Annotated in this window: 18 protein-coding genes; 2 read left to right on the top strand and 16 right to left on the bottom strand. The window is 71.1% G+C overall.

Going from position 1 to position 15,866, the window contains the following annotated elements:
* Nucleotides 1-90: 90 nt before the first annotated feature.
* Entirely contained in the window at nucleotides 91-567 is a 477-nt protein-coding gene (locus tag FFG40_RS03850; RefSeq protein WP_027467067.1) for a Clp protease N-terminal domain-containing protein, read from the bottom strand.
* A 70-nt stretch (nucleotides 568-637) separates the two neighbouring features.
* On the opposite strand from FFG40_RS03850, the gene FFG40_RS03845 reads away from it, so the two are divergent.
* The gene (locus FFG40_RS03845) at nucleotides 638-1,570 is read left to right on the top strand and encodes an NAD(+)/NADH kinase (RefSeq protein WP_027467066.1); all 933 of its coding nucleotides are present in this window, start codon (nucleotides 638-640) and stop codon (nucleotides 1,568-1,570) included.
* A gap of 230 nt (nucleotides 1,571-1,800) precedes the next feature.
* On the opposite strand, the gene FFG40_RS03840 is transcribed toward FFG40_RS03845, so the two are convergent.
* From FFG40_RS03840 to tilS, 15 genes are all read right to left on the bottom strand, one after another.
* Nucleotides 1,801-2,859 carry a sigma-70 family RNA polymerase sigma factor gene (locus tag FFG40_RS03840; RefSeq protein WP_035809350.1) on the bottom strand — a complete coding sequence of 353 codons (1,059 nt, stop codon included), beginning with the start codon at nucleotides 2,857-2,859 and terminating at the stop codon, nucleotides 1,801-1,803.
* A gap of 353 nt (nucleotides 2,860-3,212) precedes the next feature.
* Nucleotides 3,213-3,347 carry a hypothetical protein gene (locus FFG40_RS17260; protein ID WP_258320880.1) on the bottom strand — a complete coding sequence of 45 codons (135 nt, stop codon included), beginning with the start codon at nucleotides 3,345-3,347 and terminating at the stop codon, nucleotides 3,213-3,215.
* 63 nt (nucleotides 3,348-3,410) lie between these two features.
* Nucleotides 3,411-3,584 (bottom strand): hypothetical protein, encoded by a 174-nt coding sequence (locus FFG40_RS16990; protein WP_185974074.1) that lies wholly within the window; start codon nucleotides 3,582-3,584, stop codon nucleotides 3,411-3,413.
* A gap of 104 nt (nucleotides 3,585-3,688) precedes the next feature.
* Nucleotides 3,689-3,892, bottom strand: a complete 204-nt coding sequence (locus FFG40_RS03835; RefSeq protein ID WP_071245264.1) for a hypothetical protein — start codon at nucleotides 3,890-3,892, stop codon at nucleotides 3,689-3,691.
* An 84-nt stretch (nucleotides 3,893-3,976) separates the two neighbouring features.
* Nucleotides 3,977-5,515, bottom strand: coding sequence for a lysine--tRNA ligase (lysS, locus tag FFG40_RS03830; protein ID WP_111057558.1), 1,539 nt, complete (start codon nucleotides 5,513-5,515; stop codon nucleotides 3,977-3,979).
* Between the two features lie 521 nt (nucleotides 5,516-6,036).
* Complete coding sequence (locus FFG40_RS03825) at nucleotides 6,037-6,729, bottom strand: Rossmann-like and DUF2520 domain-containing protein (RefSeq protein WP_260678782.1); 693 nt, start codon at nucleotides 6,727-6,729, stop codon at nucleotides 6,037-6,039.
* Nucleotides 6,726-8,486 (bottom strand): PH domain-containing protein, encoded by a 1,761-nt coding sequence (locus FFG40_RS03820; protein WP_138802302.1) that lies wholly within the window; start codon nucleotides 8,484-8,486, stop codon nucleotides 6,726-6,728. Before FFG40_RS03820 ends, FFG40_RS03825 begins: the two co-directional genes overlap by 4 nt.
* A gap of 9 nt (nucleotides 8,487-8,495) precedes the next feature.
* On the bottom strand, nucleotides 8,496-9,017 hold the full coding sequence (locus FFG40_RS03815; protein WP_138802301.1) for a PH domain-containing protein: 522 nt from the start codon (nucleotides 9,015-9,017) through the stop codon (nucleotides 8,496-8,498).
* Nucleotides 9,018-9,041: 24 nt separating this feature from the next.
* Nucleotides 9,042-9,533 (bottom strand): DUF3180 domain-containing protein, encoded by a 492-nt coding sequence (locus FFG40_RS03810; protein ID WP_027467060.1) that lies wholly within the window; start codon nucleotides 9,531-9,533, stop codon nucleotides 9,042-9,044.
* Nucleotides 9,530-10,084, bottom strand: a complete 555-nt coding sequence (gene folK / locus FFG40_RS03805; RefSeq protein WP_111057561.1) for a 2-amino-4-hydroxy-6-hydroxymethyldihydropteridine diphosphokinase — start codon at nucleotides 10,082-10,084, stop codon at nucleotides 9,530-9,532. Before folK ends, FFG40_RS03810 begins: the two co-directional genes overlap by 4 nt.
* The gene (folB, locus tag FFG40_RS03800) at nucleotides 10,081-10,470 is read right to left on the bottom strand and encodes a dihydroneopterin aldolase (RefSeq protein WP_027467059.1); all 390 of its coding nucleotides are present in this window, start codon (nucleotides 10,468-10,470) and stop codon (nucleotides 10,081-10,083) included. Before folB ends, folK begins: the two co-directional genes overlap by 4 nt.
* Nucleotides 10,467-11,435, bottom strand: a complete 969-nt coding sequence (gene folP, locus FFG40_RS03795) for a dihydropteroate synthase (RefSeq protein WP_138802300.1) — start codon at nucleotides 11,433-11,435, stop codon at nucleotides 10,467-10,469. Before folP ends, folB begins: the two co-directional genes overlap by 4 nt.
* Before the next feature lie 6 nt (nucleotides 11,436-11,441).
* Nucleotides 11,442-13,430, bottom strand: a complete 1,989-nt coding sequence (ftsH, locus tag FFG40_RS03790) for an ATP-dependent zinc metalloprotease FtsH (protein WP_027467057.1) — start codon at nucleotides 13,428-13,430, stop codon at nucleotides 11,442-11,444.
* A gap of 158 nt (nucleotides 13,431-13,588) precedes the next feature.
* Complete coding sequence (gene hpt / locus FFG40_RS03785) at nucleotides 13,589-14,140, bottom strand: hypoxanthine phosphoribosyltransferase (protein WP_017887686.1); 552 nt, start codon at nucleotides 14,138-14,140, stop codon at nucleotides 13,589-13,591.
* 9 nt (nucleotides 14,141-14,149) lie between these two features.
* Nucleotides 14,150-15,169 carry a tRNA lysidine(34) synthetase TilS gene (gene tilS, locus FFG40_RS03780; protein ID WP_138802299.1) on the bottom strand — a complete coding sequence of 340 codons (1,020 nt, stop codon included), beginning with the start codon at nucleotides 15,167-15,169 and terminating at the stop codon, nucleotides 14,150-14,152.
* Nucleotides 15,170-15,233: 64 nt separating this feature from the next.
* On the opposite strand from tilS, the gene FFG40_RS03775 reads away from it, so the two are divergent.
* Nucleotides 15,234-15,725 (top strand): inorganic diphosphatase, encoded by a 492-nt coding sequence (locus FFG40_RS03775; protein WP_027467055.1) that lies wholly within the window; start codon nucleotides 15,234-15,236, stop codon nucleotides 15,723-15,725.
* Nucleotides 15,726-15,866 lie beyond the last annotated feature (141 nt).

Genomic DNA, 15,866 nt, shown 5'->3' with positions numbered 1-15,866 from the left:
GACGCGCCAGCGGCGGGTCGGCCGTGCCGGTGGGATAGGCCCGTGGCGGGATCGCCACGGGCCTCCAGTCCGCTTGTCGGTCGCGCCGGGTCAGGAGCGCCGCACCGCGCGACGCAGGTCGCGTCGGAAGCGGCGCGCGTCGACGCCCAGGGCGTCGAGGACGTCGTGCCCGGACCCGGCGAGCGGATCGTCGACCGAGTCGAGCACGGCGAGGACGACGTGCGGCGGTCGGATGCGCTCCGAACGGCCGGCGATCGTCGCGGCCCGGGCGAGCACGCGCATCGCAGCCGGCGTGCACGCGACGCGGTCGTGTTCGCCGGGGCAGGTGCTGTGTGCCCCGACGAAGGCGCGGATGCCGGAGCGGACGGCGTCGGGTGTGATCCGGTGGGCGTCGAGGACGGGCCGGAAGCGGGGCATGCCGGCGCAGAGCGTGACGGCCGCCAGCAGCAGGTGTTCGGCGTCGACGAAGCCGAAGCCGGACTCGTGGGATTCGAGGTCGGCGAGCAGCACGATCTCGCGGCCGTGCCGGACGGAAGGGAGGGCGACGGAGAGTTGAGCGGTCTGCATGTATTCAGAATATCGCATACCCCGGCGAACGACCAGCCCGCATCGGAGGTCGGCTCGGTACGATCCGCTCATGGAGCAGCCCGTCGTCGGCCTCGTCGTCCACCCGACCAAGAACGTGCAGGAGTCCGTGACGACCCTGCAGCGCTGGAACGCGTCCGGCCAGGGCGAGCTGCTCGCCCGACGCGCGGACGCCCAGCGCATCGGCGGTGGGGTCGACGTGGTCGACGACGACGACTTCACCGACCGCGTCGACCTGGTCGTGGCCCTCGGCGGCGACGGCACCATGCTCGGCGCGATGCGGCTCGTGGCGAAGCGCCCGGTGCCCGTCCTCGGCGTGAACTACGGCAACGTCGGGTTCCTGGTCGAGATCGAGCCGCCCGAGCTCGAGAGCGCACTGGAACGGCTGTCAGCCGGCGAGTACCAGCTCGAGCCGCACCACGCGCTCGAGGCACGGTTGTCCTGGGGCGGCGCCCGCACCGACTACCTGGCATTCAACGACCTGACCATCGTGCGGCGGCCCGGTGCCGGGCAGGTCTCGGCCGACCTCAGCGTCGGGGGCCTCGGGTACGGGTACTACCGGGCCGACGCCATCGTGGCCGCGACACCCGCCGGCTCCACCGCGTACAACTACGCCGCCGGTGGGCCGGTGCTCTCCCCCGCGCTGTCCGGCTCCGTGGTGACGCCGGTCGCGCCGATGGCCGGGATCGACCGCTCCGTGGTGCTCGCCGCGCGGGAGCGCTACCGGTTCGACATCGCCGAGGGCACCAGGAGCGCAGCGCTCGAGGTCGACGGGCTCGTGGTCGGCGAGGTGGCCACCGGGGCGCAGATCGACATGCGGCTCCGCAAGGACGCCGGCAGCGTGGTGCGCCTGGACGCCGAGCGGCACGGGCGCACCGGACGCGTGAAGCTCAGCCTGCTCGACCTGCCGGTGCGGCCAGACCAGCTGGTCGAGCTCATCCCGAGCGACCTGCGGCAGAAGCTCCGGCGCGAGATCGACGACTGACGCCGCGTCGGTGCTGGCCCTGGCACCGGGCCGGGCACCGGGCCTGGCCCCGGTCCGGGCCCCGGTCCGGACCCCGGCCCGGGCCCCGGTCCGGACTCCGGGAACGTGAATGGCCCGCTCGAGCAGTGCTCGAGCGGGCCGTCCCATCACCCCACCGGATCGTCTTCCCACAGAACGACCCGGTTTCCCCGCACCGGCACGGGTGAACGTGCCGACCGAAGTCCACTGACCTAGTCGGTCAGGTACAGCTGCATGTCCTGCGAGACCGCTTTGGCGAACAGACGCAGCTTGGCGCGCGACTCCACCCGGCTGACGGCCTGGCGGGTCGTGTGCACGATCTTCGAGATCTCGTCGAGGGTCATCGGCTTGTCGTCGTCCAGGCCGTAGCGCATGCGGATGACGTTCGCCTCGTCGCTGGGCAGCTCGGCGACGATGGAGCGGATGTCGCGGTGCAGCAGCGTCGTCTCGGTGAGCTCGTTCGGGCTCGCGGCGTCCTCGTCCTCGATGAAGTCACCGAGCTCGCTGTCGTCGGAGTCGCCGACCACGGTGTGGATCGAGACCGGCTCGTGCGAACGGCCCTTGAGGTCGACGAGTTCCTCGACGCTCATGCTCAGCTCGGCGGCGACCTCCTCCGGCATCGGCGCACGGCCGAGGTCGACGGTCAGGTCACGCTCGGTGCGCGAGATCTTGTTGATGAGCTCGACGGTGTGCACCGGGATGCGGATCGTGCGTGCCTTGTCGGCGAGACCACGCGAGATGGCCTGGCGGATCCACCAGGTGGCGTAGGTCGAGAACTTGTAGCCCTGCGTGAAGTCGAACTTCTCGACGGCACGGACCAGGCCGAGGTTGCCTTCCTGGATGACGTCCATGAAGGGCAGTCCACGCTGCGAGTACCGCTTGGCGATGCTCACGACGAGGCGGAGGTTCGAGGTGATCATGCGCTCCTTGGCGCGCTCACCGTCACGGACGAGCCAGCGGAGTTCACGCTGCAGGGTCTTCGCGAGACCCTTCTCGGTGGCGAGCTTCTCTTCGGCGAAGAGCCCGACCTCGATGCGGCGTGCGATCTGCGCTTCTTCCTCGGCGGTGAGGAGCGAGAGACGGCCGATGTGACGGAGGTAGTCGCCGACCTGGTCGACCGAGGCACCGCGGACACCGGCGAGCTGCTCGTCGGCCTCGACCTCGGTGTCGAGGGAGGTGGTGGCGGACTCGGCGGTCGCGGTCTTCGATGCCGATGCCTTCTTGGTGGCGGTGCGGCGGGTGGTGCTGGGTGCAGCCGTTGCGATCGTCATGGTGTTTCTCCCTGCGTTCGACGGTGATGGCTTCGTGGGGCGTTGCCGGGGGGTGCTGATGAGTAAAGCGGCCCGGAGGTGTACCCCACAAATCGTTCGGAGCGATTCTCAGGGTTCTCCGTGCTTCATCATCGAAAGCGTCCCCCGCGGGGTACAGCCCACCGCCAGTCTGGTCCCCCAATCGGCCCTGGATCAAGCGGATAACGCCGTGTTTCCGGCGTTGCAGGCGTGTTTCACCAGCGTTTCCGATCGTGTACCCCAGGCGACTGCGCACTCCGGACATGCAAAAGGGGTACGTCCGACCGGATCAGTGCGATCTGGTCGTCGTACCCCGAATACCGAATGGGTGGGGGTCACCAGGAGGGTTCGAGCCACCCGTCCCGGCGCTTGGAGACCTCGAGGTCTGCGTCTCGGTCGAACTCGTCGTACTCGCTCTCGATGTCACCGACGAGGCTGCGGCCCGTGAAGGGATGTGCGGTGGTTGCCATGCGGACGATGCTCACCCCGGCACGCGTCGGCGAGGTGAACGGTGCGTGACGGTCCGTCGGCGCTCAGACGTCGAGGTCGTCGACGTCGCCCTCGTCGTCGATGGGTGCGCCGTCGGCTCCGCGGTCGGTTCGATCGGCACCGTCGGGCAGGCCGGACGTGCCGGACACCGGGTGCCCGAAGGCGTCCTCCACGTCGAGGTCGTCGAGGTCCTCGACGGGTTCCGGGAAGGTCGGCATGCGCGACAGCGTCACACCGCGCGGTGAACGTCGGGTGAAGTCAGCGAAAGGACGTGCGCGCCGGTCAGCGCGCGGGGTGCAGGGTGCTGCGGCTGCGGCTGCGGCTACTCGGCTGACGTCGGAGCCGGCGCGGGACGACCGTGCTCACGCTCGAAGCGGGCGCGCTCTTCGGCCTCGACCTTGGCGTACGCGGCACGCTCGGTCCGGTCGGCACGCATGATCGCGCGCATCACGAACCAGAAGATCAGGCCGACGACGATGGTCGGCGTCAGGGCGAAGACGATCCCGCTTACGACTCCTTCAGGCACCCGAGCATCGTACCCCGACTATCTGTTCCGACCGGACTCGCAAGCTCGTCCGGGGCTGGCGTCGCGCAGCGCTGGCGCGCTGCCCTAAGCTCCAGCGCCCTTGACCAGCGGGAACAGGATCGTCTCGCGGATGCCCAGGCCCGTGATGGCCATGAGCAGGCGGTCGATCCCCATGCCCATGCCGCCCGACGGGGGCATCGCGTGTTCCAGGGCCCGCAGGAAGTCCTCGTCGACGCGCATCGCCTCGAGGTCACCGCCGGCCGCGAGCTTCGCCTGCTCGACGAACCGCTCCCGCTGCACGACCGGGTCGACGAGCTCGGAGTACGCCGTGCCGAGCTCGAAGCCGCGGACGTACAGGTCCCACTTCTCGACGACGCCCGGACGGGTGCGGTGCTGCCGGGTGAGCGGCGAGGTGTCGACCGGGAAGTTCATCACGAACGTCGGGCGGTCGAGCGAGTCGATGACGAAGTGCTCCCAGAGCTCCTCGACGTACTTGCCGTGCGTGGCGTGGGCGACCTCGACGCCCTCGGCCTCGGCGAGCGCCTGCAGCTCGGACAGCGGGGTCTCCGGAGTGATCTCGCGCCCCGCGGCCTCGGACAGCGAGCCGTACATGTCGATGCGGGGCCACTCGCCACCCAGGTCGTAGGTGCTGCCGTCGGGCAGGGTGACCTCGAGCGCACCACCGGTGACCGCGCGGGTCGCGTTCTGCACGAGCTCCTGCGTCAAGTCGGCCATCTGCTCGTAGTTGCCGTACGCCTGGTACGCCTCGACCATCGCGAACTCGGGCGAGTGCGACGAGTCGGCGCCCTCGTTCCGGAAGTTGCGGTTGATCTCGAACACCCGGTCGATGCCACCGACGACGGCACGCTTCAGGAACAGCTCGGGTGCGATGCGCAGGAACAGCTCGGTGTCGAAGGCGTTCGAGTGCGTCACGAACGGTCGGGCCGAGGCGCCGCCGTGCTGGGTCTGCAGCATCGGGGTCTCGACCTCGAGGTACTCGTGAGCAGTGAAGGTCTGACGGAGCGAGGCCATCACGGCTGCGCGGGCACGCACGGTGGCGCGGGCCTCGTCGCGGACGATGAGGTCGAGGTAGCGCTGGCGGACCCGCGTCTCCTCGTTGAGCTCGTTGTGCAGGTTCGGCAGCGGCAGGATCGCCTTCGCCGCGATCGCCCAATCGTCGACCATGATCGACAGCTCGCCGCGGCGCGAGGAGATCACCCGGCCGTGCACGAACACGTGGTCGCCCAGGTCGACGAACTCCTTCCAGCGGGCGAGGGACTCGTCGCCCACCTCGGCCAGGGAGACCATCGCCTGGATGCGCGAGCCGTCGCCCGACTGCAGGGACGCGAAGCAGAGCTTGCCGGTGTTGCGCGAGAACACCACACGACCCGCGATGCCCACGACGTCCTGGGTCTCCTCGCCGGTCTCCAGGTGCGCGTACTGCTCGCGCACCGCCGGGATCGTCGTGGTGATGGGGAGCTCGGCGGGGTACGCCTCGATGCCCGACTCCAGCAGCTTCGCCCGCTTGTCGAGCCGGACCTGTCGCTGCTCGCTGGTCTCCTGCTCGGCCAGTGCGGCGGCGTCGGCGATCGCGGTGTCGGGGGTGACGGTCTCGTCGGTCATGCGGGTGCGGCTCCGATGGTCGTGGGGGTCGGGGGAAATGCTACCCGCGCCGCGGTCCCGCCCCCGAACCGTGCCCGCCCGGCCGACAGTTCCCGCCCCCTCGGCAGAACTGAGCGGTGGGTCCCGACCACCCCGGGCTGCCGGGCGGCGGGGCTGCCAGGCTGCCAGGCTGCCGGAGCCGAGACCGCGGTCACAACACCCCGCCCGCACCACCCCCACCGGTCACGATCTGTCAGCTCGAGCACGCGCAACCGACACTTCACGACCGCTCGGGCGAACTGAACGGGGAGTCGTGACCACCCGGAGTCGCCGAGCTCGCCGAAACAGGAGCCGAGACCGCGGTCACAACACCCCGCCCGCACCACGCCCACCGGTCACAACCCGTCGGCTCGAGCGCGCGCAACCGACAGGTCGTGACCGCTCGGCGGAACTGAGCGGGGAGTCGTGACCACTCGAGCGCCCGGCCCCGACTTTCACCCGGCCCGACGTCCTACCCGCGCCGCGGTCCCGCCCCCGAACCGCTAGAGCGTCGACTGCCCGTCGGCGGCGGTCAGCGCGTTGTCGACGGCGGAGCGGACGAGTGCACCGAGGACACGACCCGGGTGTTCGACGCCGATGCCGGACAGGGTGCCCGCCGACTGGTCGACGATCGCGGTCGAGAAGCTCACGGCGGCCCGCACCGCATCGGCGTAGGCGGGCCGGTCACCCTCGGCGACGACGAACGGTTCGGCCCCCATCTCGACCACGAGCGCCTGCGCGATCGGCAGGACGGGCGCCGGGGCGGTCACCGCGCAGTACGCGTCGCGCAGCCGGGACAGGTCGACGCTCGTGCCCGTGAAGGCCATCGCGGGGTGGACCGCCAGCGGGATCGCACCGGCTGCCATCGCCGGGGCGAGGATGCCGACGCCGTGGTCCGGACTGGTGTGCACGACGAGCTGCCCCGGCTGCCAGATCCCGGCGTCCGCCAGCCCCTGCACGAGCGAGGCGAGCTGGTCGTCCGGCACCGCGAGCAGCACGAGTTCGCTCCGCTCGACCAGGTCCGGCGTCGCGAGCACCGGGGCGCCCGGCAGCATGGCCTCGGCGCGGTCACGGCTCTCGTCGGACACGGCGGTCACCCCGACGACGGCGTGCTCCGCGTTCGCCAGGGCCGCTCCGAGGACGGGTCCGACCCGTCCGGCGCCGACGATGCCGACCCCGAGGCGCCCGGCCCTCATCGTGCGGCTCCGGTCGGGGGGACGTCGCCCCAGCCGGCGGGGACGGCACCGGGCCGGTGGTCCGCCGTCGGTCCGGCAGGGGCTCCGGAACCGGGCACGGTGTCGGCCGCAGCGTGCGTGGCGGCCGCGGGACGGGCCTCCCGTTCGCGCCAGCGGTGGGTCGTGTCGACCGCGGCCGCCTCGACGGCACGCTGCGTCGTCTCCGACCACAGGCGCTGCGCGTCACGCGCGTCGAGCGCGCCGACGCGGGCCGAGACCGGACCGGCCACGGTGTGGACGTGGACGGCTGCGAGCCGCAGGGCACGCTCGAGGGGACCCTGCTCGACCTTGACGCTCTGCACCCGGGGCAGCGGCACGATGACGAGCGACCGCCACACGGCACCGAGCCGCAGCAGCACCGCACCCTGCACGAACCGGTAGCCGTTGCGCCGGAACGCGAACGGACGGAGCCAGGCGCCGCGACGTGGGGAGTGCACGAAGCCGCCGCGGTCGCCCGAGGTGGTGAGGCTGTCGTCGACGACGTCCACGGCTTCGGCAGCCCCTTCGCGCAGGGCTTCCTGCGAGGCCTCGGGGCCCGCGACGACGGTACCGACGAGCCCGGGAAGGATGATGTCGAGGACCTCGCGGACGTCCGCCGTGGTGCCCACGGGCAGGACGATCGAGGACACCTGCTGGTTGCTCGACGCCCCGTTGCCGGCGCTCGTCGCACGGTTGATGCGGATGTCCCACCAGCCGAACGGACGCCACAGCAGCGGCTGGGCGACGCTGACGGCGTGGATGCGGCCGGGCGGCAGCGTCTCGTTCGACGTCGAGACCAGCCCGAAGCCGATCCGGATGCCGTCGCGGGTCTCGGCGATCGTGTACTGCAGCGAGCGGGAGAACTTGCGGACGTAGTAGCCACCGGCACCGAGCACGGCGGGGAACAGCCCGAACAGCACCGCGAACTCGCCGGTGAGGGCGACGCTGACGATCATGCCGGCGATGACGAGCAGCAGGAACAGCGTCGTGCCGGACAACAGCATCGACGCGATGAGACGACCGGGGCGCACCTTGACGATGCGGGTCGCGTGCACGGCTGCCGGGTCGAGCTCGGGCGAGAACATCTCGTCGACGCGGTCCTGCAGTGCTCCGTGCGACTGCCGCGACGGACCGCCGTGGCCGTCGTCGTCCTTCGCCCCGGACGCGAGCACCAGGATCCGCTGCCGCAGGTCGTCGGCGGCACGGGCCCCGAGGTAGGCGAGCTGCACGTTGGCGTCGTTGCCGGCCTGCGCGATCTCGAGCTTGGCGGTGCCGAACACCCGGGGCACGAGCGGCCGCTGGATGTTGATGCCCTGGATCCGGTCGAGCCGGGCCTTGCGGTGGTTCCGGAACAGCACGCCCGAGCGCACCTCGACGATCTCGCCGGTGACGCGGAACTCGTGCATGCGCCAGGACAGGTAGAACAAGCCGATCAGCACCACGAGCAGCACCACGATGCCGAGCAGGACCCAGCCGACGACGCCGTGCTCGTACACGTACCGGACCGGGTCACCGTCCTCCTGCTGCTCGCCCGGGATGAAGAACTCGACGAGCTGGTCACGCAGGCTGTTGAGCACGTAGCCGAGGATGACGATGAGGAAGATCCCGCCCTTGAGCAACGGGGTGAGCGGGTGCAGGCGGTGCCACTCGCCGTCGGTCAGGGGTGCCGCGGCGGCCGCGTTGCCCCGGGTGGGCGGGGTGGGCGGAGCGGGTGGCGGGGTGCCCGGTCGGAAGGTCACGGACGACCCCTACAGTCCGGCGCGACGGGACTCGGCGAGCTCGACGAGGCGGTCGCGCAGCTCGTCGGCGTCCGCTGCCGGGACCCCCGGGATCCGGACGTTCGTCGCGGCCGCGGCGGTGACGAACTTCAGCTCGCTCATGCCGAGCGCCCGGTCGAGCGGCCCGCGGGCGACGTCGACGAGCTGCATCCGGCCGTACGGGACCGCCGTGAACCGCTGCCACATGAGCCCGCGGCGCACGACCAGGTCGTCGTCGCGGAGTGCGTAGCCGATGGCCCGGACCCGTCGGGGCGTGAGCGCGGCGGTGACCGCCGTGGTGACCGCGACCACGATGCCGATGGAGAGCCACACGGTGCCGGCCCCGGAACCGAAGCCGTCGGTGACGATCCCGATGAGCACGCAGCCCGCGGTGAGCACGACACCGATCACGAGCGTGGTGATGAGTTCGGTCCACACGAGCTTCGCGGACACCCGCTGCCAGGCGATCCCACCGAGGCCGAGGCCGGGCTCGTCGAGTCGTTCACGCGGCATCGCGGGCCTCCTGGGGTTGCTCGGTCAGTTCACCGTCGTCGAACCGTTGCGGGGATCGTCACGGTCGTCGTCGTCACCCGGAGGTGCGATGCACATGCGCTCCGCCACGAGTGCGCAGACCGTCAGGACGATCCCGCCCCCGACGGCGATCACGTTCGGCAGGGTCGAGCCTAGCGAAGGCGTCGCGGAACGGGTCAGCAGGTACAGCACGAGGCCGAGGGCGAACCCGCCCAGCAGCGTGCCGCAGATGCTGGACGCCTTCGCGAGCACGACGACCCGCGTCGCGTAGAGCGGGTCGACCGGCCGCTGGCGTCCGGCGCCGTCGCGCGCGTGCCGGCGCACCGGGCGCGCCATGAGCACGACCGCGACGCCGATGAAGGCGAGCGTGATGCCGAGCGGGATCGAGAACAGGAAGGTCGGCAGCTGGCGCGACGCCAGGACGGCGTCGACCGCGAAACCGGCGACCACCGTCACGACGGCGATGCTGATCAGCGTGGAGGCACGGGTGGGCTTCATGCGCTGGTCGCGCTCCCCGCCGGCCGGGAGGCCCGTGCCGGCTCCGCGAACAGGCGCGGCTCGTCGACGCGCTCGGTGTCGTCCCCCACGGCGGTGAGCAGGTCGGCCACCGGTCCGGCACCGGGCAGGACGGCCTCGGGGTCGGCGTCGAGCCACGGGGCGAGCACGAACGCGCGCTCCGCTGCCCGGGGGTGCGGCACGACCAGGGTGTCCGTGGCGATCCGCAGGTCGTCCACCGCGACGATGTCGAGGTCCAGGGTGCGGTCGCCCCACCGGACCTCGCGCGTGCGGCCGTGGGCGTCCTCGATGCCGTGCAGGGCATCGAGGAAGGCCTGCGGCTCGAGGTCGGTGTCGACGACCACGACGGCGTTCCGGTAGCGGGGCTTCGACGTGTCGAGGCCGTCGAGGGTCACGGCGACCGACTCGACCTCGCGGCTCGAGGCCACCGGCTCGACCCCGGGCAGGGCGGCGATCGCGGTGGCGGCGGCGCGGAGCGTGCTCCCCCGGTCGCCGAGGTTCGCTCCGAGGGCGACGACGACCCGGTGGGTCATTCTTCTTCCTCGTCCGGCACCGTGGCGCCGCGGGTGCGCCGGATGGTGATCGAGACGTCGGTGAACGGCACGGTGATCGGGGCCTGCGGCTTGTGCACCGTGACCTCGGTCGCCAGCGCGGCACGGTGGGTGAGCACGGCCGCGGCGATGCGTTCGGCCAATGTCTCGATCAGGTCGACCGGGTCGCGTTCGATCTCGGCGACGACCTGCTCGGCGAGGACGCCGTAGTGCACCGTGGCGTCGAGGTCGTCGCTGCCCGAGGCGGCACGGGCATCGAGCTCCACGGCGACGTCGACGACGAAGTCCTGGCCGTCCTCGCGCTCGTGGTCGAAGACGCCGTGGTGTCCGCGGGCGCGGACCCCGGTGAGTCGGATGGTGTCGTTCACGATCGAGCTGCCCTCCAGGCGTCCCAGACGTCGAGCACGGCACGGGTCGGTGCCGGGTCGTGCACGCGCACACCCCACGCGCCGCGTTCGGCGGCAAGCAGGCTGATGGCGGCGGTGGCGAGGTCGCGCTCCCTGGGCGGAGCACCCTCGGGGCTCCCGACTCCGTCGAGGAACCGCTTGCGTGAGGCGGCGACGAGCACCGGCAGGCCGATCGAGGCGAAACGCTCGTAGCCGGCCAGGATCTCCCAGTTCTGCAGGCCGTGCTTGGCGAAGCCGAGGCCCGGGTCGATCACGACCTGCTCCTGCCGGACACCGAGCACGATGAGTTCGGCGACCCGGAGTTCGACCTCGCGCCGGACCTCTTCGACCGCGTGGGTGTACTCGGCGTTGCGGTACATCCGGTCGCTGTGGCCGCGCCAGTGCATGACGACGAAGCCGACCCCCGTCGACGCCACGACCCGGGCCATGTCCGGGTCGGCGAGCCCGCCCGAGACGTCGTTGACGATCGCGGCGCCCAGGTCGACGGCACGTTCGGCCGTCGCGGCGTTCATGGTGTCGACGCTGACCGGGATGCCCTCGGCGACGAGCTGCTGCACGACCGGCAGCACACGTTCCTGCTCGACCGTCACGGGCACGCGCTCGGAACCGGGGCGGGTGGACTCCCCGCCGACGTCGATGACGTCCGCACCGGCCGCGACGAGGTCACGTGCGTGCTGCACGGCGCCGTCGTAGGCCTGGTGCAGCCCGCCGTCGCTGAACGAGTCGGGGGTGACGTTGAGGATGCCGAGCACCCGGGTGCGTTCCTCGGCCGGGCCACCGCGGTCACGGCGACGGCCGGTCACGACCTCCGGCACCGGCTGGGGTGCACGGAGGTCGATCGCGACCGTCGCCGGTTCGGCGGCGGCGGCGCGGGCACGACTCACCTCGGCGAGTCGACGCTCTCGTCGCGTCGGCAGCTCGGTCATGCCGGCCTACGCGGGGGCGATACCCGGGTTGCCGAACGGGCGACGACGGGTCTTCGAGGTCGACTCGGAGTCCGACGGGTCCGCTGCGGTCGAGGCGGCCTTGCCGGGCACGTCGATCGCGGGCAGGTTGCTGACCGGGCGCTTGTCGCTGGAGAGCCACTGCGGGCGCTCCGGCAGCTTGCGGACGTCCTTGAAGATCTCCACGAGCTCCGGGGCGTCGAGCGTCTCCTTCTCGAGGAGCTCGCCGGCCAGGCGGTCGAGGATGTCGCGGTTGTCGTTGAGCACCTGGTAGGCCTCGTCGTGCGCGGCCTCGAGCAGGGCACGGGTCTCGGCGTCGACCGTCTGGGCGATGGTCTCCGAGTAGTCGCGACCGGTGCCACCGCTCATGTCGCGGCCGACGAACGGCTCGCTCGAGCCGGACCCGAGCTTGACGGACCCGACGGCCTGGCTCATGCCGTACTCGGTGACCATCTTGCGGGCGGTGCCGGTGGCCTTCTCGATGTCGTTCGAGGCGCCGGTGGTCGGGTCGTGGAACACGATCTCCTCGGCGACGCGACCACCCATGGCGTAGGTGAGCTGGTCGAGGAGCTCGTTGCGGGTGACCGAGTACTTGTCCTCGAGCGGGAGCACCATCGTGTAGCCGAGGGCACGGCCGCGGGGCAGGATCGTGATCTTCGTGACCGGGTCGGTGTGCCGCATCGCCGCTGCCGCCAGGGCGTGGCCGCCCTCGTGGTACGCGGTGATCAGGCGTTCCTGGTCGGACATGATCCGGGTCCGTCGCTGCGGGCCGGCCATCACGCGGTCGACGGCCTCGTCGAGGGCACGGTTGTCGATGAGCTGCGCGTTCGAGCGGGCGGTCAGCAGGGCCGCCTCGTTCAGGACGTTCGCCAGGTCGGCACCGGTGAAGCCCGGCGTCTTGCGGGCGAGCAGCTCGAGGTCGACGCTCGCGGCGAGCGGCTTGCCCTTCGCGTGCACCTCGAGGATCTGCTTGCGGCCGGCGAGACCCGGAGCGTCGACGCCGATCTGGCGGTCGAAGCGGCCGGGGCGCAGGAGCGCGGGGTCGAGCACGTCGGGACGGTTCGTCGCGGCGATGAGGATGACGTTCGTCTTGCCGTCGAAGCCGTCCATCTCGACCAGGAGCTGGTTCAGCGTCTGCTCGCGCTCGTCGTTGCCACCGCCGATGCCGGCACCACGGTGACGACCGACGGCGTCGATCTCGTCGATGAAGACGATGGCCGGCGAGTTCGCCTTGGCCTGCTCGAAGAGGTCACGGACACGGCTCGCACCGACACCGACGAACATCTCGACGAAGTCCGAACCGGAGATCGAGTAGAACGGCACGCCGGCTTCACCCGCGACGGCGCGGGCGAGCAGGGTCTTGCCGGTTCCGGGAGGGCCGTAGAGCAGCACGCCCTTCGGGATCTTCGCCCCGACGGCCTGGAACTTCGCGGGCTCCTTGAGGAACTCCTTGATCTCGTGCAGTTCCTCGATCGCCTCGTCGGCACCCGCGACGTCGGCGAACGACACCTGCGGGTTCTCCTTGTTGTTGATCTTGGCCTTCGACTTGCCGAACTGCATGACCTTCGAGCCGCCGCCCTGGGCGCTCGAGAGCAGGAACCAGAACAGGGCACCGATGATCAGGAACGGCAGCAGGATGCCGAGCAGCGACAGGAACCAGTTGCCCTGTGCGACACGGTCGTTGTAGCCGTCGGGCAGGTTGGCGTCGTTGACCGCCTGCACCACTTCTTCGCCGCGGGGCGTGGAGTAGTAGAACTGCTCCTGCTTGTCGCCGTCCTTCAGGACGAGGTCGACCCGCTGCTCGGTGGAGTTGATGGTCGCGGACGAGACCTTGTCATCGGAGAGCTGCTCGAGACCCTTCTGGGTGTCGATCTCTTGCGTGCTGCCCTGGCTGATGACGCTCCAGCCGATGAAGATGCCCGCCAGCGCGATCAGCACGTAGAGGTACGGGCCGCGGAAGATGCGCTTGAAGTTCATGTGATCCGGGCGCGAGTGCCCGACACCTTTCTCTGCCGAAGTTGCGTGCAGGTCAGCATACGGCCGCGATTCTGTGGCGAGAATGGGTGTCCTCTGCGGGCGAACTCACCCCCGGGCCAGAGTCGGCCGAGTGCGACCCGAGCGCGGCGGGCCGCCCGTCAGGAGTAGACGTGCGGAGCGAGGACGCCGACGCCGCGCAGGTTGCGGTAGCGCTCGTCGTAGTCCAGGCCGTAGCCGACCACGAAGGCGTCGGGGATGTCGAAGCCCACGTACTTCACGTCGACCTCGACCTTGGCGGCCTCGGGCTTGCGCAGCAGGGCGACGATCTCGACGCTCGCGGCACCGCGGGACTGCAGGTTCTGCTTGAGCCACGACAGGGTCAGACCGGAGTCGATGATGTCCTCGACGATCAGGACGTCACGGCCGTGCAGGTCGGTGTCCAGGTCCTTGAGGATCCGCACCACACCGGACGACTTCGTGCCGGAGCCGTACGACGACACCGCCATCCAGTCCATCCGCGCCTGCATCTTGAGGTGGCGCGAGAAGTCCGCCATCACCATGACGGCACCCTTCAGCACCCCGACGAGCAGCGGGTCGCGGCCCGCGTAGTCGGCGTCGACGACCGCCGCGAGCTCGGCGAGCTTCTCGTCGATCTGCTCGGGGGTGAAGAGCACTTCGGACAGGTCTGCCTGGACGTCGGAGAGTTCCACCACGCCAGCCTAACCGGCGCTGAACTCGATGCGGTCGCCGGTCCGCGCGGCACGGACGCCCGGCAGGTCGATCGGGCCCTGTCCGCTCCAGTCCGTGACCAGCCGGCAGACCTCGAGCGTCTGCACGCGCGACAGCGTCACCCCGAACTCGCTCTCCACCGCCAGGCGCACGAGTCGCTGCCGGAGCGCCGGCGGGTTCGCCCCGAGCGCCCGCACCGACAGCGAGATGCCGGCCTCGGAGTGCTCGGCGATGTCCTCGGCGATCTCCTCGGCGAAGTGGTCGAGGGCGGCGGAGTCCTCGCGCAGCTGGTCGGCCGTCCGGGCGAGGGCCTCGGGCACCCCGGCACCGAGCTCCCGTTCGAGCACCGGCAGCAGGGTGTTCCGCACCCGCACCCGCGCGTACGCGGGGTCGTCGTTCTGCGGGTCGTGCCACGGCGCGAGCCCCGCTGCGGCGCACGCCTGCCGGGTCGCGTGGCGCCGGACCGACAGGAGCGGCCGGCCGTACGCCGGGCCACCGTCGCGGCGGGCGAGCGGCTGCATGCCGGACAGGCTGTCCGGCCCGCTGCCGCGCAGCAAGCCGAGCAGCACCGTCTCGGCCTGGTCGTCCAGGGTGTGGCCCAGCAGCACCAGGGGTGACCCGGCGGCGGCCGCGACCTCGGCGATCGACGCGTGGCGGGCCTCCCGGGCGGCGCCTTCCGGCCCACCGTCGGAGCCGACCGTGACCCTGCGGACCGTCACCGGGTCGAGTCCCAGCTCGGATGCCTGCCGGGAGGCGCGACTCGCGACCGCCTCGGAGCCCGCCTGGAGTGCGTGGTCGACGACCACTGCCCCGGCCCGCAGACCCTGCTTGCCCGCTTCGAACGCGGTGGCCGCCGCCAGGGCGAGGGAGTCCGGTCCGCCGCTCAGTGCGACGAGGACCAGGTCGTCTGCGGCGACCACACCGTCGTCGACGGCTGCGGCGAGCAGGTCGCGGACCGCCAGGCGGGTCTCGGCGACGGCGGGGTCGAGCCGGGGACGCGGAGAGTTCACCCGGTAACGTTAGCCGCGCTTTCGCAACACACGACAGTCCCCGAAGCAGACACAGGAGCGCAACATGGCCGCGTACGACGTCGTCGTCGAGATCCCCAAGGGCAGCCGCAACAAGTACGAGGTGGACCACGAGACCGGTCGCGTCTACCTCGACCGCGTGCTGTTCACCTCGTTCGTCTACCCCACCGACTACGGGTTCTTCGAGAAGACCCTGGCCGACGACGGTGACCCCGTGGACGCGCTGCTGCTGCTCGAGTTCCCGACGTTCCCCGGCGTCGGCGTCAAGGTCCGCCCCGTCGGCGTCTTCAAGATGAGCGACGAGGCCGGCAACGACGAGAAGGTCCTCGTGGTCCCCGCCAAGGACCCGCGCTGGGCACACATCCAGGACATCTCGGACGTGCCGGAGCAGACGAAGGCCGAGATCGCGCACTTCTTCGAGCGCTACAAGGACCTCGAGCCGAACAAGTGGGTCAAGGCCGAGGGTTGGGGCGACGCCGCCGAGGCCGAGCGCATCGTGCAGGCCGGTCAGGCCGCGTACGTGCCAGGCTCGCACTGACGATCCCCTGACGACGAACGGCGCCCGCTCTCCTTCCGGAGGGCGGGCGCCGTTCTGTGTCGTGCGTGGTGGGCTGCTGTCGCGCGGGGCGGGGCGGCGCGGGGCGGGGGCGTACCTGGTGGAAACGGGCGTACCTGGTGG

This window comes from Curtobacterium sp. KBS0715, assembly GCF_005938005.2.
Classification (GTDB): domain Bacteria; phylum Actinomycetota; class Actinomycetes; order Actinomycetales; family Microbacteriaceae; genus Curtobacterium; species Curtobacterium flaccumfaciens.
This window is presented reverse-complemented; position numbering and strand designations above follow the sequence as displayed.

What these genes read in the sequence shown, in the direction of transcription:
- FFG40_RS03775 (WP_027467055.1), top strand. Translation starts at nt 15,234, where the DNA reads ATGGCCGCGTACGACGTCGTCGTCGAGATCCCCAAGGGCAGCCGCAAC.
- FFG40_RS03840 (WP_035809350.1), bottom strand. Translation starts at nt 2,859, where the DNA reads ATGACGATCGCAACGGCTGCACCCAGCACCACCCGCCGCACCGCCACC.
- FFG40_RS03850 (WP_027467067.1), bottom strand. Translation starts at nt 567, where the DNA reads ATGCAGACCGCTCAACTCTCCGTCGCCCTCCCTTCCGTCCGGCACGGC.
- FFG40_RS17260 (WP_258320880.1), bottom strand. Translation starts at nt 3,347, where the DNA reads ATGGCAACCACCGCACATCCCTTCACGGGCCGCAGCCTCGTCGGTGAC.
- lysS (WP_111057558.1), bottom strand. Translation starts at nt 5,515, where the DNA reads ATGACCGACGAGACCGTCACCCCCGACACCGCGATCGCCGACGCCGCC.
- FFG40_RS03810 (WP_027467060.1), bottom strand. Translation starts at nt 9,533, where the DNA reads ATGAAGCCCACCCGTGCCTCCACGCTGATCAGCATCGCCGTCGTGACG.
- FFG40_RS03815 (WP_138802301.1), bottom strand. Translation starts at nt 9,017, where the DNA reads ATGCCGCGTGAACGACTCGACGAGCCCGGCCTCGGCCTCGGTGGGATC.
- folP (WP_138802300.1), bottom strand. Translation starts at nt 11,435, where the DNA reads ATGACCGAGCTGCCGACGCGACGAGAGCGTCGACTCGCCGAGGTGAGT.
- ftsH (WP_027467057.1), bottom strand. Translation starts at nt 13,430, where the DNA reads ATGAACTTCAAGCGCATCTTCCGCGGCCCGTACCTCTACGTGCTGATC.
- FFG40_RS03825 (WP_260678782.1), bottom strand. Translation starts at nt 6,729, where the DNA reads ATGAGGGCCGGGCGCCTCGGGGTCGGCATCGTCGGCGCCGGACGGGTC.
- folK (WP_111057561.1), bottom strand. Translation starts at nt 10,084, where the DNA reads ATGACCCACCGGGTCGTCGTCGCCCTCGGAGCGAACCTCGGCGACCGG.
- FFG40_RS03845 (WP_027467066.1), top strand. Translation starts at nt 638, where the DNA reads ATGGAGCAGCCCGTCGTCGGCCTCGTCGTCCACCCGACCAAGAACGTG.
- FFG40_RS16990 (WP_185974074.1), bottom strand. Translation starts at nt 3,584, where the DNA reads ATGCCGACCTTCCCGGAACCCGTCGAGGACCTCGACGACCTCGACGTG.